This is a genomic window from Bradyrhizobium sp. CCGUVB23 (assembly GCF_024199885.1).
In the GTDB taxonomy this organism is placed as follows: domain Bacteria; phylum Pseudomonadota; class Alphaproteobacteria; order Rhizobiales; family Xanthobacteraceae; genus Bradyrhizobium.
Genome location: NZ_JANADQ010000001.1, coordinates 5,872,099 through 5,896,508, shown reverse-complemented (window position 1 = coordinate 5,896,508; position 24,410 = coordinate 5,872,099). Strand labels below are relative to the sequence as shown.

General features: G+C 65.0%; 23 protein-coding genes. 19 read left to right on the top strand and 4 right to left on the bottom strand.

The genetic code is table 11. The features are described 5' to 3' along the window. Positions 1–111: 111 nt before the first annotated feature. Both NLN62_RS27110 and NLN62_RS27105 read left to right on the top strand, forming a co-directional pair. A complete protein-coding gene (locus NLN62_RS27110) occupies positions 112–972 on the top strand; it encodes a 23S rRNA (adenine(2030)-N(6))-methyltransferase RlmJ (protein ID WP_027523069.1) in 861 nt (286 codons plus the stop codon). 250 nt (positions 973–1,222) lie between these two features. Continuing rightward, positions 1,223–1,438, top strand: coding sequence for a cold-shock protein (locus tag NLN62_RS27105; RefSeq protein ID WP_027523068.1), 216 nt, complete (start codon positions 1,223–1,225; stop codon positions 1,436–1,438). A gap of 72 nt (positions 1,439–1,510) precedes the next feature. On the opposite strand, the gene NLN62_RS27100 is transcribed toward NLN62_RS27105, so the two are convergent. Continuing rightward, on the bottom strand, positions 1,511–2,134 hold the full coding sequence (locus NLN62_RS27100; RefSeq protein WP_027523067.1) for an outer membrane protein: 624 nt from the start codon (positions 2,132–2,134) through the stop codon (positions 1,511–1,513). Between the two features lie 253 nt (positions 2,135–2,387). Between NLN62_RS27100 and uvrC the strand changes: the two genes are divergently transcribed. The 7 genes from uvrC (at position 2,388) to NLN62_RS27065 (ending at position 8,646) form a co-directional block, all read left to right on the top strand. Further along, positions 2,388–4,448 carry an excinuclease ABC subunit UvrC gene (uvrC, locus tag NLN62_RS27095; RefSeq protein WP_027523066.1) on the top strand — a complete coding sequence of 687 codons (2,061 nt, stop codon included), beginning with the start codon at positions 2,388–2,390 and terminating at the stop codon, positions 4,446–4,448. Positions 4,449–4,545: 97 nt separating this feature from the next. Further along, positions 4,546–5,163, top strand: a complete 618-nt coding sequence (gene pgsA, locus NLN62_RS27090) for a CDP-diacylglycerol--glycerol-3-phosphate 3-phosphatidyltransferase (protein ID WP_027523065.1) — start codon at positions 4,546–4,548, stop codon at positions 5,161–5,163. After that, the gene (gene moaD, locus NLN62_RS27085; RefSeq protein WP_027523064.1) at positions 5,160–5,411 is read left to right on the top strand and encodes a molybdopterin converting factor subunit 1; all 252 of its coding nucleotides are present in this window, start codon (positions 5,160–5,162) and stop codon (positions 5,409–5,411) included. Before pgsA ends, moaD begins: the two co-directional genes overlap by 4 nt. 10 nt (positions 5,412–5,421) lie before the next feature. Next, entirely contained in the window at positions 5,422–5,889 is a 468-nt protein-coding gene (locus tag NLN62_RS27080; RefSeq protein WP_027523063.1) for a molybdenum cofactor biosynthesis protein MoaE, read from the top strand. Then, entirely contained in the window at positions 5,889–6,848 is a 960-nt protein-coding gene (gene prmB, locus NLN62_RS27075) for a 50S ribosomal protein L3 N(5)-glutamine methyltransferase (RefSeq protein ID WP_027523062.1), read from the top strand. The genes NLN62_RS27080 and prmB overlap by 1 nt, the downstream gene beginning before the upstream one ends. An 83-nt stretch (positions 6,849–6,931) precedes the next feature. Next, positions 6,932–7,519: a phage holin family protein gene (locus NLN62_RS27070; protein WP_027523061.1), complete on the top strand. Its 588-nt coding sequence runs from the start codon at positions 6,932–6,934 to the stop codon at positions 7,517–7,519. After that, positions 7,516–8,646, top strand: coding sequence for a YihY/virulence factor BrkB family protein (locus NLN62_RS27065; protein WP_254110899.1), 1,131 nt, complete (start codon positions 7,516–7,518; stop codon positions 8,644–8,646). The genes NLN62_RS27070 and NLN62_RS27065 overlap by 4 nt, the downstream gene beginning before the upstream one ends. Positions 8,647–8,802: 156 nt before the next feature. On the opposite strand, the gene NLN62_RS27060 is transcribed toward NLN62_RS27065, so the two are convergent. After that, complete coding sequence (locus NLN62_RS27060) at positions 8,803–9,645, bottom strand: class I SAM-dependent methyltransferase (protein ID WP_027523059.1); 843 nt, start codon at positions 9,643–9,645, stop codon at positions 8,803–8,805. A 114-nt stretch (positions 9,646–9,759) separates the two neighbouring features. Between NLN62_RS27060 and NLN62_RS27055 the strand changes: the two genes are divergently transcribed. The 3 genes from NLN62_RS27055 (at position 9,760) to NLN62_RS27045 (ending at position 13,758) form a co-directional block, all read left to right on the top strand. Then, on the top strand, positions 9,760–11,316 hold the full coding sequence (locus NLN62_RS27055; protein ID WP_027523058.1) for a winged helix-turn-helix domain-containing protein: 1,557 nt from the start codon (positions 9,760–9,762) through the stop codon (positions 11,314–11,316). A 141-nt stretch (positions 11,317–11,457) separates the two neighbouring features. Then, the gene (locus tag NLN62_RS27050) at positions 11,458–12,888 is read left to right on the top strand and encodes an EAL domain-containing protein (RefSeq protein ID WP_027523057.1); all 1,431 of its coding nucleotides are present in this window, start codon (positions 11,458–11,460) and stop codon (positions 12,886–12,888) included. Between the two features lie 15 nt (positions 12,889–12,903). Further along, on the top strand, positions 12,904–13,758 hold the full coding sequence (locus NLN62_RS27045; RefSeq protein ID WP_254110897.1) for a TIGR01459 family HAD-type hydrolase: 855 nt from the start codon (positions 12,904–12,906) through the stop codon (positions 13,756–13,758). Between the two features lie 154 nt (positions 13,759–13,912). On the opposite strand, the gene NLN62_RS27040 is transcribed toward NLN62_RS27045, so the two are convergent. Beyond that, positions 13,913–14,308, bottom strand: coding sequence for a response regulator (locus NLN62_RS27040; RefSeq protein WP_027523055.1), 396 nt, complete (start codon positions 14,306–14,308; stop codon positions 13,913–13,915). Positions 14,309–14,535: 227 nt separating this feature from the next. On the opposite strand from NLN62_RS27040, the gene NLN62_RS27035 reads away from it, so the two are divergent. The 7 genes from NLN62_RS27035 to arfB all read left to right on the top strand — a co-directional run bounded on the left by NLN62_RS27035 (position 14,536) and on the right by arfB (position 23,683). Then, complete coding sequence (locus NLN62_RS27035) at positions 14,536–15,507, top strand: bifunctional riboflavin kinase/FAD synthetase (RefSeq protein WP_254110895.1); 972 nt, start codon at positions 14,536–14,538, stop codon at positions 15,505–15,507. A 200-nt stretch (positions 15,508–15,707) separates the two neighbouring features. After that, complete coding sequence (gene ileS / locus NLN62_RS27030; RefSeq protein ID WP_254110893.1) at positions 15,708–18,743, top strand: isoleucine--tRNA ligase; 3,036 nt, start codon at positions 15,708–15,710, stop codon at positions 18,741–18,743. 120 nt (positions 18,744–18,863) lie between these two features. Then, on the top strand, positions 18,864–19,358 hold the full coding sequence (gene lspA, locus NLN62_RS27025) for a signal peptidase II (protein WP_254110890.1): 495 nt from the start codon (positions 18,864–18,866) through the stop codon (positions 19,356–19,358). 96 nt (positions 19,359–19,454) lie between these two features. Continuing rightward, a complete protein-coding gene (locus tag NLN62_RS27020) occupies positions 19,455–20,192 on the top strand; it encodes a hypothetical protein (protein ID WP_027523051.1) in 738 nt (245 codons plus the stop codon). Between the two features lie 196 nt (positions 20,193–20,388). Further along, positions 20,389–21,780: a pitrilysin family protein gene (locus tag NLN62_RS27015; protein WP_254110888.1), complete on the top strand. Its 1,392-nt coding sequence runs from the start codon at positions 20,389–20,391 to the stop codon at positions 21,778–21,780. Continuing rightward, the gene (locus tag NLN62_RS27010) at positions 21,777–23,150 is read left to right on the top strand and encodes a M16 family metallopeptidase (protein ID WP_371933027.1); all 1,374 of its coding nucleotides are present in this window, start codon (positions 21,777–21,779) and stop codon (positions 23,148–23,150) included. Before NLN62_RS27015 ends, NLN62_RS27010 begins: the two co-directional genes overlap by 4 nt. A gap of 116 nt (positions 23,151–23,266) precedes the next feature. Next, positions 23,267–23,683 carry an alternative ribosome rescue aminoacyl-tRNA hydrolase ArfB gene (gene arfB / locus NLN62_RS27005; RefSeq protein WP_027523048.1) on the top strand — a complete coding sequence of 139 codons (417 nt, stop codon included), beginning with the start codon at positions 23,267–23,269 and terminating at the stop codon, positions 23,681–23,683. A 209-nt stretch (positions 23,684–23,892) separates the two neighbouring features. On the opposite strand, the gene NLN62_RS27000 is transcribed toward arfB, so the two are convergent. Then, positions 23,893–24,201 (bottom strand): hypothetical protein, encoded by a 309-nt coding sequence (locus NLN62_RS27000; RefSeq protein ID WP_027523047.1) that lies wholly within the window; start codon positions 24,199–24,201, stop codon positions 23,893–23,895. Positions 24,202–24,410: the final 209 nt, after the last annotated feature.

Here is a 24,410-nt window from a genome sequence, read left to right as displayed (position 1 = left end):
GTGCGCAATTGCGCACCATAGTTCGATGCTCCGGGCCGCGCTTGCGGTCCCGTCGCATCGTCCCGGAATGACAACCGTTACTTTCATCGCGCGATGTCGTAACTGTCCGACATGAACTACCGCCACGCCTTTCACGCCGGCAACTTCGCCGATGTCATCAAGCACATCGTGCTGGCGCGCATCCTGACCTATCTCCAGGACAAGCCAGCCGCATTCCGCGTCATCGACACTCATGCCGGCGCCGGCCTCTACGATCTCGAAGGCGACGAGGCGCGGCGCGGCGGCGAGTGGCTGACCGGCATCGCCCGCGTCATGCAGGCACGTCTGTCCAACGAGGTCGCCGCACTCACAAAGCCCTATCTCGACATCGTCCGCGCCTTCAATCCGCGCGGCGAATTGAAGGCCTATCCCGGATCGCCGCTGATCGCGCGTGGCCTGTTGCGGCCGCAGGACCGCCTCGTCGCCTGCGAGCTCGAGCCGAAGGCGCGCAAGGCGCTGATCGATGTGCTGCGTCGCGACACGCAGGCGCGCGTGGTCGATCTTGACGGCTGGGTTGCGCTGCCGGCTTTCGTGCCGCCGAAGGAGCGGCGCGGTCTGGTGCTGATCGACCCGCCCTTCGAGGCCAAGGACGAGTTCGAGCGTCTCGGTGAGGCCTTCTCCGAAGCGTACGCCAAGTGGCCGACCGGCATCTATGTGATCTGGTATCCCGTCAAATCCAGGCGCGCCACCGACGCGCTCGCGCAAGCTGTGGCGCGGGCTGCAGCCGCAGCCAAGCCTCAGGGGAAATGCCTACGGCTCGAATTCAGCGTCGCACCGCAAAGTACCGACGCACCACTCGTCACGACGGGGCTTTTGATCGTCAACCCACCCTTTACGCTGCAGGGCGAGCTCAAGACCATCCTGCCGGAGCTCGAAAAGCCGCTCGGCCAGGGCGGCGCGGCCCGTTTCCGCCTGGAGGTACCGAAGCCCTAAAGTAGTACACCTATTGGGAAAACTATGCATGAACGGTAGTCAATCTGCAAAGAACCGTATTATGCTGTGTCCCGTGACTGGCTTTGCGTTCCGCTTCCGCGAATGGTTGCGGCGGAGTGAAGGCCTCAGAAGGATCCAGGCGGACTGACACGTCCGTCCAAGGGTGGCCAGCTCCCGGGCTCGTATGTCCGGTCATGCCGAGGTGCGAGTCTGCATCACGGCGGAGGAGCAATGCGGGGGAGGAGTCCCGATGGCCATGACGGGCACGGTTAAATTTTTCAACGGCGAGCGCGGTTACGGCTTCATCAAGCCGGACGATGGCGGTCGCGACGTCTTCGTTCACATCACGGCGGTGGAGCGGGCGGGACTGAAGGACCTCACCGAAGGACAGCGTATCACTTTCGAAGTCGAGCCGGACAAGAAGGGCAAGGGACCCAAGGCGGTCAACCTGGTGATCCTCTCTTAGGCGAAGCCTGACGCAAAAAAGTCCCGGCCGCGAGGCCGGGAGGTTTAGGTCCGGTATTTTCTTCTTTAGCTATCAGAAGTGATAGTTCACGCCTGCACGCACCACGCTGGCGCTATAGCCGTTCGACACGCCGGTGATCGCGAACTGGCTCGAAGACAGATCGAGGAAGAGATATTCGATCTTGGCGCTCCAGTTCTGCGCGATGCCGAACTCGGCGCCGACACCTGCAGTCCAGCCCACCGTGGTGTGCGACTCCGTCCAGCCAAAAGTCTCCGCACGCAACTCGCCGAATGCAAGACCGGCGGTGCCGTAGAACAGGATGTTGTTGAAGGCGTAGCCGGCGCGACCGCGCAACGTTCCGAACCAGGGATTGGAAAACTTCCACGGCGCGAACGTATCGTCGGCGCCGGCCGCCTGGATATCGCCTTCCACGCCGAACACCCACGGGCCGTTCTGGAAGTTGTAGCCGGCCTGGATGCCGCCGACGAAGCCGGCCGGATTGGCGGGATTGTTGCTCACCGAGCCCCATTCATAGCCGAGATTGGCGCCGAGATAGGGACCGGCCCAGCTATAGGCATTGAGCGGCTGGTTGACGGTATAGGCTGCTTGCCGTCCGTAATTGAGATCGGCGGCCTCTGCCGAAGCGCTCCAGCCGGCGGCAACCAGAGCCGCAGCGCCCATAACGAGCCCCTTCATCACACACTCCAACGCAACTGCCGCAAGGCCATCGCGGTCTGCATGCGCAGTCGCGCAAGGCAAAGCCGCATGGTTACGGAACCAAGAACTTTTCGCGTAGGATTTATCGAGAGTTTTAAGTTAAAGGGTTGTTAAGCGCGGTTACCGCCCGCTTAACAGTCTTAAGGAAGCGTTACCGGGAACACCGCGCGCGGTCCGCTCAGCCAGCCCGGTGAAACTTCAAATCGGCACGCCCAGCGCCTAAATTCGCACTATGGATCACGATTCCTCCGACACCCCGGACACTGCACGCGCGCGAAAGGTGCGGCGCGGCGCAGCGCCGGACGCCCCGCCGCAGGAGCTGACGCCGCCCGACGTCGATCCCGTGACGAATGGCAGCGATGACGAGGATGAGGCGCGGCTCCCGGATATCCTGGAAGAGACTGGCGCGGTCGGCGAAGGTCCGCTTGCGACCGGACATGACGCGATCGAGCGCGCGGTACGGCTCGCCCCCACTTCGGCGGGCGTCTACCGCATGCTCAATGCGAACAACGACGTGCTCTATGTCGGCAAGGCCAAGAACGTCAAAAAGCGCCTCTCCAACTACGCGCGCGTGGGCGCGCAGCAGCCGGCGCGCATCCTGCGCATGATCGCGGCGACGGTCTCGGTCGAGATCGTCTCGACCACGACCGAGACCGAGGCGCTGCTGCTCGAGGCCAACCTCATCAAGCAGCTCCGGCCGCGCTTTAACGTGCAGCTGCGCGACGACAAGTCGTTTCCCTACATCCTGATCACCGGCGACCATTGGGCGCCGCAGATCCTCAAGCATCGCGGCGCGCAGACCCGGCCCGGGCGCTATTTCGGCCCGTTCGCTTCCGCCGGCGCCGTCAACCGCACTATCACTGCCTTGCAGCGCGCCTTCTTGATCCGCTCCTGCACCGATTCGTTTTTCGAGAGCCGCACGCGGCCCTGCCTGTTGCACCAGATCCGCCGCTGTGCCGGCCCCTGCACCCGCGAGATCGACTTCCCGGGCTATGCGACGCTGGTGCGGGAAGCGACCGACTTCCTCTCCGGCAAGAGCCACGCCGTGAAGCAGGAGCTTGCGGGCGAGATGGAGAAGGCCTCGGGCGAGCTCGAATTCGAGCGCGCCGCGCTCTATCGCGACCGTCTCGCCGCACTGTCGGCGATCCAGTCGCAACAGGGCATCAATCCGCGCACCGTGGAAGAAGCCGACGTGTTTGCGATCCACCAGGAGGGCGGTTTCTCCTGCGTCGAGGTGTTCTTCTTCCGCACCGGGCAGAACTGGGGCAACCGCGCCTATTTTCCGCGGGCAGAGAAGACGTTCACGCCGGAAGAGGTGCTGGGCTCGTTCCTCGCCCAGTTCTACGACGACAAGCCACCGCCGAAGATCATCCTGCTCTCGCATGAGATCGAGGAAAGCGAGCTGCTTGCCAACGCGCTGTCAATCAAGGCCGGCCACAAGGTCGAGGTTTCCACGCCGAAGCGCGGCGAGAAGAAGGAGCTCGTCACCCATGCCCTGACCAACGCGCGGGAAGCGCTGGGACGGAAGCTCGCGGACACCGCGACGCAGGGCCGCCTGCTGGAAGCGATGGCCGCGACCCTTACCCTGCCCCATCCGCCGAAGCGCATCGAGGTCTACGACAACAGCCATATCCAGGGCACCAATGCGGTCGGCGCCATGATCGTCGCGGGGCCCGACGGCTTCGTGAAGAACCAGTACCGCAAATTCAACATCAAGTCGGAAGGGCTCACGCCCGGGGACGACTATGCGATGATGCGGGAAGTCTTGCAGCGCCGCTTCAAGCGGCTGCTCAGTCCGCCCGAGGAGACTGCGAAGGCCAGGGACGACGACTTCCCACAATGGCCCGACCTCGTGATCATCGACGGCGGCCGCGGCCAGCTCAACGCTATCAGGGAGATTTTCGAGAGCCTCGGGCTGACCCAGGTGTCGCTGATGTCGGTCGCCAAGGGGCCGGACCGCGACGCCGGGCGCGAGACCCTGTTCATGCCGGACCGCGAGGCGATCAAGCTCGAACCGCGCGATCCCGTGCTTTATTTCATTCAGAGGTTGCGGGACGAGGCCCACCGGTTCGTCATCGGCTCGCACCGCAAGCTGCGCAAGAAGGACATCCGCGAGGCCGGTTTGCAGGAGATCCCGGGCATCGGCCCGTCACGCAAACGTGCCTTGCTGCATCATTTCGGAACCTTGAAGGAGATCGAGCGGGCGTCGATCGCCGATCTCGGCAAGGTTCCGGGGGTGAGCGCGGAAAGCGCCCGCAAGATTTTCGAATATTTCCATCCCCAGCCGGGATGAACTAAAGGGGGCCGTGGTCATATGGGCGTCGCATCCCGCACCCTATTTGGGGAGTGGGACGGTTGACCTTCAGGCTGCAGCGGTATTGGTAGAACGGATGAACATCGCCACGACACGAGGGACGAACAGCCGCGCGATGTCCCTCCCGAACATCCTGACCTATGGCCGGATCGCCGCGATCCCGGTCGTGGTCGGATGCATCTACGCCCAGTCGATCCTGGACGGGCCGCTGTGGCTGCGCTGGGTGGCGGTTGCCATCTTCATCGCGGCGGGGGTGACGGATTACCTCGACGGCTATTATGCGCGGATCTGGAACCAGCAGTCAGCCTTCGGCCGGATGCTCGACCCGATCGCCGACAAGCTCCTGGTCGCCTCGTGCCTTCTGATGCTGGCGGCCGACGGCATCATCCACGGCTGGTCGCTGTGGGCTGCCATCGTGATCCTGTGCCGCGAGATCCTGGTGTCGGGCCTGCGCGAATATCTGGCGGCGCTGCGCGTCAGCGTGCCCGTGACCAAGCTTGCGAAGTGGAAGACGACGGTCCAGCTCGTTGCGATCGGCTTCCTGCTCGCGGGCGAGGCCGGCGACCAGGTGGTGCCGGTGGTGACCCAGATCGGCCTGCTCTTGCTGTGGGCGTCGGCGCTGCTCACCATGTACACCGGCTATGACTATTTCCGCGCCGGCATCCATCACCTCATCAAGGAGGATGAGGGATGAAGGTGAAATATTTCGCCTGGGTGCGCGAGCGCATCGGCAAGGCGGAGGAGACGATCGAGCCGCCGGCGAGCGTGCGGACGATCGAGGAGCTGATCGCCTGGCTGTCCGGCCGGAGCGAGGCCTACGCCTATGCGTTCGAGAAGCCGAAGGTGATCCGTGCCGCGATCGACCACGCCCACGTCAAGCCGAATGCGGCGATCGCCGGCGCCCGCGAGATCGCGTTCTTCCCGCCGATGACCGGCGGCTAGCGTCGCGCGCATGACCGGCCCTGTCACCATCCGCATCCAGCAAGACGATTTCGACGTCGCGCGCGAGATCGCTGCGCTGACGAACGGTCGCACCGACATCGGCGCGGTCGTAAGCTTCTCCGGGATCTGCCGCGGCGACGAGGACAGCGCGAAGATTTCGGCGCTGAAGCTCGAACACTATCCGGGCATGGCCGAAGAGGAGATCAAACGCCACGTCGACGAGGCCATCTCGCGCTGGCCGCTCGACGGCGTCACTGTGATCCATCGCGTCGGCCGGATCACGCCCGGCGAAAACATCGTGCTGGTGGTGACTGCCTCGCAGCATCGCCAGGCGGCGTTCCAGGCCGCCGAATTCCTGATGGACTACCTGAAAACCAGCGCGCCGTTCTGGAAGAAGGAAGAGAGCGCAGCCGGCACCGGCTGGGTCGAGGCTAATACCCGCGACGACCAGGCCGCCGCACGCTGGACCAGATCCTGATGGCAAAAGCGTCCAAGAAGACCACGCGCGGCCGCGCCGCACCAAAGCTTGCGAAGGTCGCAGCCGGCGAGCTCGTGACGCTGCTCGATTTCGTCCGCTATGCGGTGAGCCGGTTCGTCGAAACCAGGCTTGCCTTCGCGCATGGCACCACCGATCCGGTGGCGGAAGCTGCCTTCCTTGTCTGCGAGGCGCTGCATCTCAATCCCGAGCAGTTCGAACCCTTTGCCAATGCCCGCGTCACCGCGGCGGAAGGCAAGACCCTCCTTGCGCTGATCAACGCGCGCGTCACCACACGCAAGCCGGCCGCCTATCTCGTCAACAAGATCTACATGCGCGGCCTGCCCTTCTACGTCGACGAGCGCGTGATTGTGCCGCGTTCCTTCATCGGCGAGCTCCTGGATTCGCATTTCGGCGGTGACGGCGAGGCCGGCTCGCTGATCGACGATCCGATTGCCGTCGAGCGCGTGCTCGATCTCTGCACGGGCTCCGGCTGCCTTGCGATCCTCGCCGCACTGCATTTCCCGAATGCCGAGGTGGATGCTGTCGACATCTCCAAAGGCGCGATCGAGGTTGCCGCGCGTAATGTCGCCGACTACGGTCTCGAAGACCGCGTCACGCTCCATCGCGGCGACCTGTTCGCGGTGCTCGGCAACGCGCGCTACGACCTGATCATCTCCAACCCGCCTTATGTCGATGCCGAAGGGATGGCGTCACTGCCGCCGGAATGCCGCGCAGAACCGAAGCTCGCCTTCGATGGCGGCGCCGACGGGCTCGATGTCGTGCGCCGCATCCTGCAAGACGCACCTCGCTACCTCACGCCCGAGGGCGGACTGCTGTGCGAGATCGGCCGCGGCCGCGAGCGGATCGATGAGGCGTTCCCCGAACTGCCGCTGCTCTGGCTCGACACCGAGGATTCCGAGGGCGAGGTGTTCTGGATCGCGGCCGCGGATCTCGGCTGAATTCGCATCCTCCGGAACAAGTCAAACGCCTCCACGTTCATCACGATAATGCCGTAAGCCTCGGCCACTGGAGGATTGTTCGCATGCTTGCGCCATCGGGCGAATTGCTGCGCGTCGGAATGGCGCTCAAGCTCCACCACCTCAGGCGCGCCGCCCGGTCGTATGTGCGCGACCGCACCAGCCAGGCCACCGGCAAGGCGACGTCGTATGCGGTCGCCGCCGGGCTGTTCGCCGTCGCGGGCCTGTTCGTCATCGCCGCCTTTTTCGTCGGACTGATGGCGCTGTTCCGCTGGGTCGAGCTCACCTATGGAATGTTCTGGGCCTTCGGCGCCGCCGGCGCCGTGCTTCTGGTGCTGGCGGCGATCTGTGCCGCCGTCGCAATGGCCCAGGTGAAACGCCGGCCCAAAGCGGTCGTGCCGCTCGCCAGCCGGCTGCGGGTTGCGATCGCCACGCCCCGGATTCCGCGTGGAACGGTCAAGGAGGCCGTGAAGGAGGTCGCGACCACGATCCCGCTGGTGCCGCTCGCGCCGGGCGAAAAGGGGCATCGCAACGGCGGTTCGCCGGCCCGGGGCAACCGCTCGGTGCAGCTTGGCCTGATGCTCGCAGCCATCGGGCTGTTGGGTTTAACCGCGGCGCGCCGGAGGCGCCACAACCGTCGATTGGACGCATGATGACACCGCGGCGCGAGCAGCTCGACGATTGGCTGCTCGTCGCCGCCACGACGGTGTTGGTGCTGACGGCGGAACGCTACTTTCAGGGCTACATCTCGCCGCGATCAGCCAACGTCGAGGACCGCCGCAACGCGGAAGGCAACTCGCCCGAAACCAGTCCCTCTCGTGCCGCCTTGCAGGGCGGCCATGGCCGCCGGTCCGGAAGCCCTTTCAGGATTCCCTTCGCCGGCTGGAAGGACATTCTCTGGCGCACCTACCAGCGCATCGACGAGGATCGACTGCTCGCAACCGCGGGCGGCGTGGTCTTCTTCGGACTGCTTGCGATTTTTCCCGCCGTCACCGCGCTCGTCTCGTCTTACGGCCTGTTCGCCAACCCCTCGACGATCAGCGCCAACCTCCAGACGCTCGCGATGATGCTGCCCGAGGGTACGTTCCAGATCATCGAGGACCAGATCGGGCGGGTGGTGTCGAAGGGCAACACGGCGCTTGGCGCCACCTTCCTGTTCGGTCTCGTGCTGGCGATCTGGAGCGCCAATGCCGGCGTCAAATCCATCATCGACGCGCTCAACGTCGCCTATGAGGAGCGCGAGAAGCGCAGCTTCATCCGGCTCAATCTGGTGTCGCTGGCTTTCACCGTCGGCGGCATCGCCGCGCTCCTGCTGATGGTCGGCACAGTCGTCGCCTTCCCGCTCGCGCTGAACCATCTCGGGCTCGCCCCGGAGAGCAAGCTGATCGTCGCGCTGGCGCGATGGCCGCTGCTGTTCGTCATCCTGCTGGTCGCGCTCGCCATCCTCTACCGCTTCGCGCCCAGCCGCGACGCCGCGCGCTGGGAATGGCTCAGCATCGGCGCGGTGACTGCCTCCGTCCTGTGGATCGCCGGCTCGGCGCTGCTCTCCTGGTATCTCTCGGAATTCGGCAATTACAGCGCCACCTACGGCTCGCTGGGAGCAGCGATCGGTTTGATGATGTGGATGTGGATGTCCGCCATCGTCGTCATGTTCGGGGCCGAGCTGAACTCGGAGATCGAGCGGCAGACCTTGCGGGACACCACCACGGGCAAGCCCAGGCCGCTCGGCAGCAGGGAAGCCGTCTCGGCCGATACGGTCGGCGCAGCCGCGCCATCCTAAAGCATGATCCGGAAAAGTGCGAAGCGGTTTTCCGGAAAGATCATGCGCAAACAACAACCTAAAGCGCGATGACGATTCATCCTGATCTCATCGCGCTTTAGTCCGATCGCGTGATCAGGCCGGATATGCTCCGGCCTGATCCAATCTTTTCCGCGCTTAGCGCTTCGTGATCACCGCCTCCAGATACTCGCTGTGCACGACCACCGTGCCGTCATCGGCATGGTTGAACTCGCCGACGAGGCTCAAGAGATCGCGGCGCAGTTCCGCTTGGCCATTATCGTCGAGCGCGGCAAAGGCTTTCAGCATCGGACCGTAGAACGACTTGAAAACGTCGAGCCAGTGCTCGGGCGAGCGGTAACGGAACACGAACATTCGGGGCTCGGCGACAATCTCCGATGCCTGGCCGCCGAACATCTCCTCGAGCCGGGCCTTTGTGCCCCACAGAGCCGGCGATTTCACCCCGGCCGGCGGCGGCAGGTGCTTGCCGAGTGTCTTGAAGAGCTGCCCGATAAAGCCCTGCGGCGTCCAGTTGGCGAGCCCGACCTTGCCGCCGGCCCTGCACACTCGCGCAAGCTCGGAGGCCGCCTTGTCCTGATTGGGCGTGAACATCACGCCAAAGGTCGAAATCACCACGTCGAAGGAGGCGTCCGGGAACGGCAGCGCCTCGGCGTCCGCCTCACGGAACGAGATGGTGAGGTGCTCGGCCGCTGCGCGCTCGCGGCCGCGTTCGAGCAACGCCGGCACGTAGTCGGTCGAGGTCACATCGCACCAGCGCCGCGCCGCAGCGAGCGTGGCATTGCCGTTGCCGGCGGCGACGTCGAGCACCTTGCTGCCGGCACGCAGGTCGAGCGCCTCGCAAATCTGCTCGCCGACGATCTGCAAGGTCGTGCCGACCACGGCATAGTCGCCGGACGACCAGGCGCCGTGCTGGCGCTGCTTGAGCGCGGCGAGGTCCGGCTGGGCGTCGGCGGGCTTGCTGAGTGCTGCGGAAGTCGACATGAAAATTTCCTCCGGTTGAAGATGCCGGGACGATAGAGCGCAGGCCCGTGACTGGCTTTGAGAGCGCCGTTATTTTACGTTGAGAGCGCCTTGATTTCTGAGCGGGAGCCGGGCGTGGCGTTCCAGTTCGAGGATTTTTCGCTGGATCCCGAGCGCCGCGAATTGCGGCGCGCAGATCACCTCGTCGCGCTCGAGCCGCAGGTATTCGATCTGTTGATCCATTTGATCCGCAACCGCGACCGCGTGGTGACGCGCGACAATCTGCTCGATGCGGTGTGGAACGGGCGCGTCGTCTCGGACTCCACGCTCGCAAGCCGCATCAACGCAGCACGGCGCGCGATCAACGACACCGGCGAGGAACAACGGCTGATCCGCACCGTGGCGCGCAAGGGCGTGCGCTTCGTCGGCGACGTCGTCGAAACGAGCAAAGCTGACCCGTCGGCAACGCCGGACGCGCGGAAGCAACCGTCCGCCCAGCCGCTGCCCGACCGGCCGGCAATCGCCGTGCTGCCCTTCACCAACATGAGCGGCGATGCGGAGCAGGAGTATTTTTCCGACGGCATCAGCGAAGACATCATCACGGCGCTGTCGAAGCTGCGTTGGTTCTTCGTGATCGCGCGCAACTCCTCATTCATCTACAAGGGGCGGACGGTTCATCTGCGGGAGGTCGCAGACGAACTCGGCGTCCGCTACGTCGTCGAAGGAAGCGTGCGCAAGGGCGGCGACCGCGTACGCATCACCGCGCAGCTCAACGACGTCGCGACCGGCAGCCATCTCTGGGCGGAACGTTACGATCGCGAGCTCGCCGACGTGTTCGCGGTACAGGACGAGATCACCGAAGCCATCGTCGCCGCGATCGAGCCGCAGCTCTATGCGGCAGAAAATTTTCGCGCCCAGCGCAAGCCGCCCGACAGCATGGATGCGTGGGACCTGGTGATGCGGGCGCTCGCCCATTACTGGCGCGTGACGCGACAGGACCATGTGGTCGCGCAGGCCTTGCTGGAGAAGGCCATCGCGCTCGACCCGAATTACGGCAAGGCGCTGGGCCTGCTTGGAACCAGCTACATGTTCACCGCTCATATGGGCTGGATGGACATGGCCGCCGCAATGCCGATCGCCGAGCGCGCCGCGCTCGCCGCGATCCGGGCCGACGACGAGGATCCCTGGGCCCATAATGCGCTCGGCCACGTCCATCTGTTCGCGCGCCATTTCGAGGATTCGCTCGCCGAATTCGAGACTGCGCTACGGCTCAATCCGAGCTACGCGCTGGCGCAGGGCTATTATGGGCTGGCGCTCAGCTATTGCGGCCGCTGGCAGGATGCTGACGAGGCGGCGCGCCGTGCCATCCGTCTCAGCCCGCGCGACCCCTATGCGCCGGTCTATTTCGGCATCAAGGCCTATGCCCGCTTCCTCGGCGGCGATTATGAGGAGGCGATCCGGCTCGCGCACGAGGCCTTGCGACAGCGCAGCGATTTCGTCGGCGCGCACAGGGTGCTGACCTCGGCGGCCGGCATGGCCGGCCGTGCGGACCTTGCCCGCTCCGCTTTGCAGGAGCTGCGCCGGGCCCAGCCGAACGTCTCGCTCGCCTGGATCGCCGAGTTCATGCCGATCAAGCTCGCGACCGACCGCGACCGCTACCTGGAAGGCTTTCGCCGCGCCGGTCTCACCTAGCGCGCGACGACGCCCTATCCCCGCGAATCAACAATGATGTTAAGGTCACCCTCGCTCGGGGGCGTTTAACAAGAGCGTGCCAGAGACGTGCCCGTGTTTTCCCGGGTGGGGCAGTCAGCACTAGAGGGCGTAGCGCGCGGCATGATTCGCATCTCGACGATCTTCATCGCCATCTGCATGGTGCTGGTCGCAGCCTCGCTCGGCCTCGTCCTTCATTCGGTGGCCGGCATCAGCGGAACCGAATCCGCGATCGTGGCATTGACGGCGCTGACCTTCCTGATCCTGTACAACGCGGTCTCGATGCGCCTGCGCGACCGCAGCGACGTCGGCAACCAGATCGCCGATCTGTCGCGCGGCACCGCCGATCTCGCCCGCCAGGTCGCCGAATTCGGCCGCCGGCTCGCAGCGGTCGAGGGACGCGTCGCGTCGGCCAATTCCACCAACGCGGACCGCATCCAGTCGGTGGTCGGCGAGATCAACGAGCTCGGCGGCCTGGTCAAGGAGCTCGCCGCCACCCTGGCGACGCATGAGGACCTGCTGGCGACGGACGCGCCAGCGCCCGCTGCGCAGCCGGAAGCCGAGACGGCGCATGAACTTTTGGCAGCACCGGAGCCCCGGCCGGCCGCGCCGCCGCCGGTTCCGCCGGCACCCCCGAGCGCTCCCGTCGCCACCGCCGGTGCCCGCAACCAGGCGCAACTGCTCGCGACGCTGCGCAGCGCGATCGACGAGAACCGCATCGACATCTTTCTCCAGCCGATGGTGACGCTGCCGCAGCGCAAGGTCCGCTTCTACGAGGCGGTGACCCGGGTGCGCGACGGGCGCGACCAGCTCATCGCCGCCGAGGAGTTCATCAGCATCGCAGAGGCCTCGGGGCTCATCGGGCGCATCGACAACATTGTGATGCTGCGTTGTGTGCAAGTGCTGCGCCGGTTGATGGTGCGCAACAAGGACGTCGGCGTGTTCTGCAACGTTGCGGCCTCCACGCTCGGCAATTCCACCACCTTTGCGCAATGCCTCGACTTCCTCGAGGCCAACCGGGCGCTCGCGCCCTCGCTGGTGCTCGAATTCAAGCAGTCGACGTTCCGCAATCTCGGCCCCGCCGAGACCGAGAATCTGGCGGCGCTCGCCCAGCGCGGCTTCCGCTTCTCGATCGACCACGTCACGGACCTGCGCATCGAACCGCGCGAGCTCGCCGACCGCGGCGTGCGCTTCATCAAGGTGCCGGCTGCGCTGCTGCTCGATCCCAAACAGGCCTCGACCTCTGACATCCATCCGTCCGACCTGTCCGACCTGCTCGGCCGCTTCGGCATCGACCTCATCGCCGAGCGGATCGAGGGCGAGCGCGCGGTGGTCGACTTGCTCGACTACGATGTGCGGTTCGGCCAGGGGTTCCTGTTCGCCCCACCCCGGCCATTGCGGCCGGAAGGTGCATCTGCTACCGCCGGAGCCGCGCCGGACCAGGCGCAGCAACAGGTATCCAATGGCTCCGTCCCGTCCAGCTCAGGCGAAACGGCTTCCGCGCCGCCGCCACAGCGCATCACCGGCAATGCAGCGCTCGCGCGCCGCATCTGACCGGCCGTCCGTGCCATGACCACGCTGCATTTCGTCGAGAGCCTGCGTGAGCTGGTCGCGGGCGTGGACGTCGTGCTCAGCGACATCTGGGGCGTGGTCCATAACGGCCTCGAGTCCTTCCCCGAAGCCTGCGAGGCGCTGCACAATTTCCGGCAGCAGGGCGGTACGGTCGTCCTGATCACCAACGCGCCGCGACCGGCGGATTCGGTCCAGCGGCAATTGCGCAAGCTTGGCGTTGCCGACGAGACCTATGACGCCATCGTCTCCTCGGGCGATCTGACGCGGCTCTATGTCGCCGATCATCCCGGCCGCAAGATGTTCTGGCTCGGCCCCGAGCGCGACGGCTCGATCCATCGCGGGCTCGACGCGGTGCTCGCGCCGCTGGAGGAGGCCGACTACATCGTCTGCACCGGCCTCTATGACGACGAGACCGAGTCGGCGGAAGATTATCGCGGCATGATGCTAAAGGCGCGCGAGCGCAAGCTCACGCTGGTCTGCGCCAACCCCGATATCGTGGTCGAGCGCGGCGACCGGCTGATCTATTGCGCCGGCGCCATCGCCGAGCTCTACCGCGAGCTCGGCGGCGAGGTGATCTTCTACGGCAAGCCGCACCGGCCGATCTACGAGCGCGCGATGGCCCTCGCCGGCGAGCGTCAGGGCCACCAGATCGATCGCAGGAAGGTGCTGGCGATCGGCGATTCCGTGCGCACCGACTTAACCGGCGCGCGCGAGTTCGGCATCGACTGCCTGTTCGTCACCCGCGGTATCCATTCCGAGGAGTTCGAGGGCCTCGACCAACTCGATCCGGTCTCGGTGCTGGAGCTGTTCGGCCACCCGCCGAAGGCGCTGATGCGCGAATTGAAGTGGTAAATGCATGACCGTCATTCCGGGGCAGTGCGCCAGCACCGAACCCGGAATCTCGAGATTCCGGGTTCGCCCTTCGGGCCCCCGGAATGACGACAAAAAATAAATGCCCGGGACGAGCCCGGGCATCCAAATCTCTCCGTGATGGGAGATGGAGCGCTTACGCGCTCGCCATGTCCGGGAAGACCGCCTCGATCTTGGTCTTCAGCGTCGCCGCGTTGAACGGCTTGACGATATAGTTGTTCACGCCGGCCTTCTTGGCCGCGATCACGTTCTCGGTCTTGGATTCCGCCGTGATCATGATGAAGGGCGTGGTCGCGAGGTTGGGATCGGCCCGCACTTCGCGCAGGAGGTCGTAGCCCGTCATCGGCTCCATGTTCCAGTCGGAAATCACGAGCCCGTACTTCTTGCCGCGCATCTTGTTCAGCGCCGCCGAGCCGTCGCTGGCGTCGTCGATATTATCGAAGCCAAGCTGCTTCAGCAGATTCCGAATGATACGGATCATGGTGCTGTAGTCATCAACCACCAGAACCGACATCGACAAATCAACCGCCATCTCGACTCCCCCAAACGCAACAGGAAATATTAACGATCGAACTGCCGGGCCCGACGCCCCGCAGTTCCATGTCAAAGGACTAGCACCAAGGCGTTAAACAGCGCGTTAATTGGCTCTGGCCGGAAAGCCCGGAAATGCCGGACAATGCGGCCACATCCCCCGCTTGACTTCGCCTGGCGCGTCACGTCACGGTTTCGGGCCGACCCGCCCCCCAGAGAATTCCCCTGATGGCTCCGCATTTTATCGTTATCCGCGATTCCACGCCGGCTCACGCGATCCCGAGGGGTGCCGTGGTCGCCATGGGCAATTTCGACGGTGTTCATCTCGGCCATCGGGCGGTGATTGCGGCTGCACTGGAGATGGGCCGGACGCATAACCGGCCTGCTTTTGCGCTCACTTTCGAGCCGCATCCGCGGCGGTTTTTCAGCCCCAATACCCCGCAATTCCGCCTCACGGATGAGCGGGCCAAGTTGCGGCTTCTGGCCGGCACCGGGCTTGCCGGAGCCGTGGTCATGACCTTCGACAAGACCCGCGCCGGGACATCAGCACAAGATTTCATTCACCATGACCTGATCGGCCGGCTCGGGGTCAGCGGGATCGCGGTCGGCTACGACTTTCATTTCGGCAAAGGCCGGGTCGGCTCGCCGAGCCTGCTCGTCAATGAGGCGCCCCGGCTGGGTATCGAGGTCGACGTCCAGCCGCATGTCGATATCGACGAGCGGCCGGTCTCCTCCAGCGCGATCCGCACCGCGCTCGCCGAAGGCCAGCTCATTGAGGCCACGACCATGCTGGGCGCGCCCTGGTTCGTGACCGGCGAGGTCATCCACGGCGAGAAGCGCGGCCGCGACCTCGGCTATCCCACCGCCAATATCCGCCTCGACGCCAATTGCGCCCTCAAGCACGGCATCTACGCGGTCCGGGTCGGCCGCGGGGCGGAGCGGCTGGAGGGGGTTGCAAGCTTCGGCCGGCGCCCGACATTCGATAATGGCGCGCCGCTGCTCGAAATCTTCCTGTTCGACTTCAAGGGCGACCTCTACGGGCAAGAACTCGATTGCGCGTTCATCGGCTTCATTCGCGAGGAACTGAAGTTCGACGGCATCGAGCCGCTGATCCGCCAGATGGACGAGGATTCCGCCCGCGCGAGGGTCCTGCTGGCAGCCGCCCCTAACGCCTTCCCGAAGCTGGGAAGCGTCGACTGAGGCCCCAAAACGCCCCCCCCCCGGCCCTTTGCGATTTGGCCGCCCGGCTGCTAAGGAGAGCCCATGTTTGCGCGGCGCATCATAAGGATTAGCGGCCCGGCTTCCGTCTGAGCTTTGGCTCGGCGCAAGACCGGGATTTCCGCGTTTCGCCCCGCGATCGTGATCGCATTCCTTCCGCGCCCTTCCGAGCCAGATCATTCATGTCCGAAAAGCCGCAAAAGTCCGAAGCCAAAGACTATTCCAAAACCCTGTTCCTGCCGCAGACGGAATTCCCGATGCGCGCCGGCCTGCCGCAGCGCGAGCCGGAGATCCTCAAGCGCTGGTACGAGATCGGCCTCTACGAGAAGCTGCGCGAGAGCGCCAAGGGCCGCGACAAATTCGTGCTGCATGACGGCCCGCCCTACGCCAACGGCAACATCCACATCGGCACGGCGCTGAACAAGATCCTCAAGGATCTCGTCACCAAGAGCCAGCAGATGCTCGGCTTCGATTCAAACTATGTGCCCGGCTGGGACTGCCACGGCCTGCCGATCGAGTGGAAGGTCGAGGAGGAGCACTACCGCAAGAAGGGCAAGCAGAAGCCCGATTTCCGCGACTCTGCGGCGATGGTCGACTTCCGCCGGGAGTGCCGCGCCTATGCGACGCACTGGCTCAACGTGCAGCGCGAGGAGTTCAAGCGTCTCGGCGTGATCGGTGACTGGGCCCATCCCTACGCCACCATGAGCTATCCGGCGGAAGCCCAGATCGCGCGTGAACTGATGAAGTTCGCCGCCAACGGCACGCTCTATCGCGGCTCCAAGCCGGTGATGTGGAGCGTGGTCGAGAAGACCGCGCTTGCCGAGGCCGAGGTCGAATATGAGGACTACACCTCGGACATGGTCTGGGTGAAATTCCCGGTCACCTCGCCCGCGCATGGCGCGCTTGCCTCCGCGAGCGTCGTGATCTGGACCACCACGCCCTGGACGCTGCCCGGCAACCGCGCCATCTCGTTCTCGCCCAAGATCGCCTACGGCCTCTATAAAGTCACGGACGCCCCTAGCGACAATTGGGCCAAGACCGGCGATCTCCTGATCCTTGCGGACGCGCTGACTGGAGAGGTGTTCAAGCAGGCGCGCGTGACTTCTTACGAGAAGGTCCGCGACATCCCCGGCGACACCATGGACGCGATCGAATGCGCGCATCCGCTGAAGGGCCTTGGCGGCGGCTACGGCTTCACCGTGCCGCTCCTGCCCGGCGATCACGTCACCGACGACACCGGCACCGGCTTCGTGCACACCGCGCCGAGCCACGGCCGCGAGGATTTTGACGTCTGGACGGCGAATACGCGCGAGCTGGATGCGCGCGGCATCCCGACCGCGATCCCCTACACCGTCGACGAGAATGGCGCCTACACCGACCACGCACCGGGCTTTGCCGGCAAGCGCGTCATCAACGACAAGGGCGAGAAGGGCGACGCCAACGACGCCGTGATCAAGGCGCTGGTCGACGCCGGCAAGCTGCTCGCGCGCGGCCGGCTGAAGCACCAATATCCGCATTCCTGGCGCTCCAAGAAGCCGGTGATCTTCCGCAACACGCCGCAATGGTTCATCGCGATGGACAAACCTATTGTGGACGCGCCGGGCAGGCCCGGGGCTACGGACATTGCGGCAGGCGGCAAGGCGAAGGGCGGCGATACGCTGCGCGCCCGCGCGCTGCAGGCGATCTCGGTGACGCAATGGGTGCCGCCGTCGGGCGAGAACCGCATCAACGGCATGATCGAGGCGCGCCCCGACTGGGTGATCTCGCGCCAGCGTGCCTGGGGCGTGCCGATTGCCGTGTTCGTACGCGAGAAGGGGGACGGCTCGGCCGAGATCCTTCAGGACGAGGCGGTCAACACGCGCATTGGCGACGCCTTCGAGAAGGAAGGCGCCGACGCCTGGTACATGGACGGCGCCCGCGAGCGCTTCCTCGGAAGCCGCGCCAATGAGGACTGGAAGAAGGTCGACGACATCCTCGACGTCTGGTTCGATTCAGGCTCGACCCACGCCTTCGTGCTGGAAGACCCCGTGCATTTCCCCGGCCTCGCCGGCATCAAGCGCAAGGTCGACGGCGGCACGGACACAGTGATGTATCTGGAGGGCTCGGACCAGCATCGCGGCTGGTTCCATTCCTCGCTGCTGGAAAGTTGCGGCACGCGCGGACGCGCGCCCTATGACATCGTGCTGACCCACGGCTTCACCCAAGCCGAGGACGGCCGCAAGATGTCGAAGTCGCTCGGCAACACCATCGAGCCGCAGGCCGTTATCAAGGAATCCGGCGCCGACATCCTCCGGCTCTGGGTCGCGTCCTGCGACTACACCGACGACCAGCGCATCGGGCCCGAGATCCTGAAGAACACGGTCGAGACCTACCGCAAGCTGCGCAACACCGTGCGCTGGATGCTCGGCACGCTACATCACTACAAGCCGGCCGACGCGGTCGCGCCCGCCGAGATGCCCGAGCTCGAGCGGCTGATGCTGCACGAGCTCGCGCTCCGCGCCGAATTGATCCGCAGGGCCTATGAGACGTTCGACTTCAAGAGCGTGGTCGCAATCCTGTCCGCGTTCCTGAACAGCGAACTCTCGGCGTTCTATTTCGATATCCGCAAGGATACGCTCTATTGCGATCCGCCGTCCTCGCTGACGCGCAAGGCGGCGCTGACCACGATCGATATGCTCTGCAACGCGATCCTGAAATGGCTGGCGCCGGTGCTGAGCTTCACCGCCGAGGAGGCGTGGCGGATGTACCGGCCGGATGCCGAGCCCTCGGTGCATCTGACGCTGTTCCCCGAAGGTCTCGAAAACTTGCGCGACGACAAGCTCGCCGCGAAATGGGAGATCATCCGCAACGTGCGCCGCGTCGTCACCGGTGCGCTCGAACTCGAGCGCGCGGCCAAGAACATCGGCTCGTCGCTCGAGGCATCACCGGTGATCTATATCGCCGACCGGAACACGATGATGACGCTGTTCGACGTCGATCTCGCCGAGGTCTGCATCACCTCGAATTACGAGGTGCGCGAGGGAGAGGCGCCGGCGGCTGCGTTCCGTCTCGATGCCGTTCCCGGCGTTGCCGTCGTGGTCGAGAAGGCGCAGGGCACCAAATGCGCCCGCTCCTGGAAGATCCTGCCGACTGTCGGCGAGGATGCGGAGTATCCCGACGTCACCCCGCGCGATGCCACGGCGCTGCGCGAGTGGAAGGCGTTGGGGGTGGGCATTTGATCTTAGTTGCCAACCACGATCGCGAAGGCTGATGACCACGAGTCTTTCAACCAACTTCCGCCTGGGGTTATGTGTCCCGGCCTTCGCCGGGACGACGGCGGAGTTTGGGGCCGCAGCACCATGACCCCTCTCCGCGCCGGCGTTCTGTCTGCCGTGATTTCGCTCGTGCTGGACCAGGCCTCGAAGCTCTGGCTGCTCAACGTGTTCGACCTCAACCGTCGCGGCGGGCTGAGGTTGACGTCTTTCTTCGACCTCACGCCGGCCTGGAACAAGGGCATCAGCTATGGCTGGCTGCAGACCGAAGGCGCGGCCGGGCAGATCGCGCTGATGGCGGTCAAGGCCGTCGCGGTGGTCCTGCTGGCAGTCTGGATGACCCGCGCGCAGACCCGGCTGGCAACGGTGGCGCTGGGGCTGATCATCGGCGGCGCCATCGGCAATGCCATCGACCGTCTGGCCTATGGCGCCGTGTTCGATTTCGCGCTGTTTCACGTCGAAATCGCCGGAAATACCTACAATTGGTACGTGTTTAACCTCGCCGACGTGGCCATCGTTGCTGGGGTTGCGGCCCTATTGTATGATTCCTTCCTGGGGGTACCCGCCGCAAAAGCGCCCTGATCCCGGCCGATACGGGCCCGGACGGTGGAACCTTGCTTGCGAGGGCAGGCCCGCGCAGGGCGCGGCGATCGATTACGAAACAGAACAGGTACAGCGATGCGCGAAAGCGAGCCGAAAGGTTGGATGATGCGAAGCTCGATGCACGGGCTGTTGCGCTCGCTGAAGCTTACTTCCGTCGCACTCGGCATCGGTCTCGTGATGGCGGCCGGCGCGGCCCGCGCCGGCGATGACGACGAAGAAGACGACCGGACCTTCGAGGAAAAACTCATCGACAATCTGATGTCCGGCCTCGGCGCCCAGGGCGGCCGCAGCTTGGAGAAGCCCGGCATCGAATACCGCGAACGTTCGCCGCTGGTAGTGCCTCCGAAGCTCGACCTGCCTCCGCCTGCGTCGTCTGCCGAGGCGGCCGCGCCAAACTGGCCCAAGGACCCCGACGAAAGGCGCCGCAAGGAGCTTGCTGCCGCAAGAAAGAAATCCGGCACCAAATTCCAGCAGCCATGGGAAGCCGCCCGGCCGCTGACGCCAGCCGAGATGAACGCGGCCAAGACGAACGGCCCTACTCGCACCACCAGCAACGAGCCGGGCCAGCCTACTCAGAACAATCCGACCCTGAGTCCGGCCCAGCTCGGCTACACCGGCGGCCTGTTCAAACTCTTCAAGGGCGACAGCAACGAAGCCGCGGAATTCAAGTCTGAGCCGCCGCGGGGATCCCTGACCGAGCCGCCGCCCGGTTACCAGACGCCCTCGCCGAATTACGCCTATGGTTCCGGGGGGCCGGACAAAACCAAGAAGACGTATTACGACGTGCAGAGCGGCAAGGAAAAAGAGCAATAGCGCTCCTGCCGGCCTTTCGTGCTCATTGAGGAACTGCCGCAATCGTCCGGTGTAGGCCGGATGCAGCACATGACTTATCTTTAACTTCACGATGACGGCGTTCTCTGCTTCGTGACGCAAAGCGCTAGGTCGCACGGTGTAGCATGCCGTGCTTTTGCACCCGGGCATTTGGGTCCGGGCTTTCACAAGGATTGTGATGTCCTCATACCGATCGGCTGCCTGCCTCCTCGCCGCGTTGCTCTCCACGTGTGCTCTTTCAACCGGCGGCGCATCTGCCCAGACAACGGTAACATCCGCACCACCCAGCAGCTTCACGCTCGGTAACGGACTCCAGGTCGTGGTGATTCCCGACCACCGCACGCCCGTGGTCACGGAGATGATCTGGTACAAGGTCGGCTCGGCCGACGAGACGCCCGGCAAATCGGGGCTCGCCCATTTCCTCGAGCACCTGATGTTCAAGGGCACGGAGAAACATCCGGTCGGCGAATTCTCACAGACCGTGCTGCGCGTCGGCGGCAACGAGAACGCCTCCACCTCGGTCGATTACACCAACTACTATCAGCGCGTGCCGCGCGAGCAGCTGCCGACCATGATGGAGTTCGAAGCCGATCGCATGACGGGACTCGTGCTCAAGGACGAGAACGTGCTGCCCGAGCGCGACGTCGTGCTCGAGGAATACAACATGCGCGTTGCCAACAGTCCCGAGGCACGGCTGAACGAGCAGGTCATGGCCGCGCTCTATCTCAACCATCCCTACGGCCGGCCGATAATCGGCTGGCACCAGGAGATCGAGAAGCTCAATCGCGAGGATGCGCTGGCGTTCTACCGGCGCTTCTATGCGCCGAACAACGCGATCCTGGTGATCGCCGGCGACGTCGAGGTCGCCGACGTGCGCCCGCTGGTCGAGCGCAATTTCGGCCCGATCCCGGCACAGCCCGCGATCCCCGCGCAACGCATCCGTCCGCAGGAGCCGGAGCCGGCTGCTCCGCGCACCGTCACGCTGTCCGATCCGCGCGTCGAGCAGCCCGGCCTGCGCCGCTATTACCTCGCGCCGTCGGCAACCACGGCGGCGGCCGGCGAGAGCGCTGCGCTCGACGTGCTCGCGCAACTGATGGGCAGCGGCAGCAACTCCTATCTCTACCGCGCGCTCGTCGTCGACAAGCCGCTCGCGGTCTCCGCCAGCGCCAGCTATTCGAGCACCTCGCTCGACCCAAGCCAGTTCTCGATCGCGGCCTCGCCCAAGCAGGGCGTCAGCTTCGCGGAGGTCGAGCAGGTGATCGACGGCGTGATCGCCGACATCGTGCAAAATCCGATCCGCGCCGAGGATCTCGAGCGGGTCAAGACCCAGCTCATCGCGCAGGCGATCTATGCCCAGGACAATCAGGCCGTGCTGGCGAGCTGGTATGGCGGCGCGCTGACCACGGGCCTGTCCATCGAGGACATCCGCAGCTGGCCCGATCGCATCCGCGCCGTCACCGCCGAACAGGTGCGCGCCGCCGCGCAAAAGTGGCTCGAGAAGAAGCGCTCAGTCACCGGCTACCTGATCAAGGACACCACCACCGCCAAGCGCGAGGAGAAGCGTTCGTGACCTATTCCTTCCTCCGCGTGCGGGGCATCGCGCTCTGCGTCGTCACCTCGGTGACGCTCTCTCTGGTGTCCATCTCTCCGTCACAGGCCGCGGCCAAGATCCAGCACCTGACCTCGCCCGGCGGCATCGAAGCCTGGTTCGTGCAGGACGCGACCGTGCCACTGATCGCGATGGAGTATTCGTTTGCCGGCGGCGCGTCGCAGGACCCCAAGGACAAGCCTGGTGTCGCCAATCTCGTCGGCGACCTCCTCGACGAAGGCTCCGGCGATCTCGATTCCAAGACCTTCCACGAGCGGCTCGACCGCCGCGCCATCGAGCTCTCCTTCAACGCCAACCGCGACACCTTCCGCGGCAGCCTGCGCATGCTCCGCGACAACAAGGACGAGGCTTTCGACCTGTTGCGGATGGCGCTGACCTCGCCGCATTTCGACACCGCCGACGTCGAGCGTATCCGTTCCCAGGTCATCTCGGGCCTGCGCCGCGACACCACCAATCCGACCGCGCTCGCCAGCCGTAAACTTTCCGAGATCGCCTTCGGCGATCATCCCTACGGCCGGCCGACCAGCGGGACGCTGGAAAGCGTGCCGACCATCACGGTCGCCGACATGAAGGATTATGTCGGCCGCGTGCTGGCCAGGGACACGCTGAAGGTCGCGGTCGTCGGCGACGTCGACCCGGCAACCCTCGGCAAGCTGCTCGACTGGACGTTTGGCAGCCTGCCGGCCAAGGCGAACCTCACACAGGTCCCCGACGTCCAGCCAGCCGCACCGCCGCAGCGCGCCTTCGTGCCACTCGACGTGCCGCAGACCGTGATCACCTTTGGCGGCCCCGGCGTGAAGCGCAGCGATCCGAACTTCATGGCCGCCTACGTCGTCAACCACATCCTGGGCGGCGGCGGACTGTCGTCCCGGCTCTATCGCGAGGTGCGCGAGAAGCGAGGGCTCGCCTATTCGGTGTTTGAAGCGCTGCTGTGGATGGAGCATTCGGCCGTGTTCATCGGCAGCACCGGCACGCGGGCGGACCGCGCCGGCGACACCATCGACGCAGTCGAGAGGGAGGTGCGCCGCATCGCCGAGGAGGGACCGACGCAGAAGGAGCTCGACGAGGCGAAGTCTTATCTCAAGGGCTCGCAGATGCTGGCGCTCGATACCTCTTCCAAGCTCGCGCAGGCGCTGCTGCAGTATCAGCAGGACAAGCTTCCGATCGACTATATCGAGAAGCGCAATGCCATCGTCGATGCCGTGACGCTGGACGACGCCAAGCAGGCCGCGAAGCGGCTATGGGGCCAGGGCCTCCTGACCGTCATCGTCGGCCGCGCGCCCCAAGCGGCCGCGCAGCCCGCCGCAGCGCCCGCGCCGAAGTCGAACTGAAGTTGCGATCTCCGCAATGAATGGCCGGGCTTGCCCCGGCCATTCGCATTTTCCATGATGCAGCATTGCCAAATGAGGGTGCCCGGGATAGGTCGAGGCATCACGAAGGTGCCATCATGCTGCGGATTTCCCGCGATCTCGTCATCGACGAAGACGACATCGAGATCGGCTTCGTCCGCGCCTCCGGCCCGGGCGGACAGAATGTCAACAAGGTCGCGACCTCGGCGCAGCTGCGCTTCGACACGCGCAAGCTGACCCTGCCGGAGGACGCTGCCTTGCGCCTTGCGCGCCTTGCCGGTCAACGCATGACCAAGGACGGCGTCATCGTGATCCAGGCGCAGCGTTTTCGCACCCAGGAGCGCAACCGCCAGGACGCAATCGACCGCCTGCTCGAGATCCTGCGCGAGGCCATGGTGCGGCCGACGCCGCGCCGCGCGACGCGGCCGACCTTCGCCTCCAAGCAGCGCCGGCTCGACAGCAAGAAGCGCCGCGGCGACATCAAGGCCAGGCGCGGCGGCGGCTTCGACGATTGAACAGTTGAAAAGAATCTCCGGCCGCTGGCGACCGGAGATTTGCCGTCTCGAATCTCGGTGCTAAAGCGCGATGAGATTAGGATGAATCGTCATCGCGCTTTAGGTTGTTGTTTGAGCATGATCTCCGCGCAAACGCGTTCCGCGTTTGTCGCGAGGGAAAACCGCTCCACACATTGCGCTAACGCGGCCCTCCGGGTCCGGATCATGCTCTAGTAGCGCTTGCCGGCGGCAGCACCGCCTGACGTGGAATTGTCGACCGTCCCCTTATGCGCAGCGCTGCCGGTGGCGCCGACCGTGCCCTTCGTGCCCTTGGTCGACTTCATGCCTACCTTGTCGCCGGCAGCGCCCTGCTGCGCGCCCAAATCCTCATCTTCGCTGCCTGACACGCCGCCCTGCATGGGCTTGCTTTGCACGGTGCCGCGCGTCTTGGCGTCAGTCGACGCACCTTGAGCGAGAACGGGTGTCGCAATCAGAGCCGAGAGGGCGCATGCGATCACGGAGGTCTTCACCAACTTCATCCACTTCTCCTGGATTTTTGTCGCGATGAACGGTTCGGTGATTCTACGCACCGTTCGCCTGAACTGGACCATTTCATCGCGTAAGAGTGCGAACGGCGCGCCCGTGATGCAAACCGTCTGGTGTGGTGATCGTTGAGGGATTTCGCGGCCGTTTCGCGGAATTGCGCTCCTCATATGCGGCAGCGCACGAATGCGCGCCGCATTCGTGT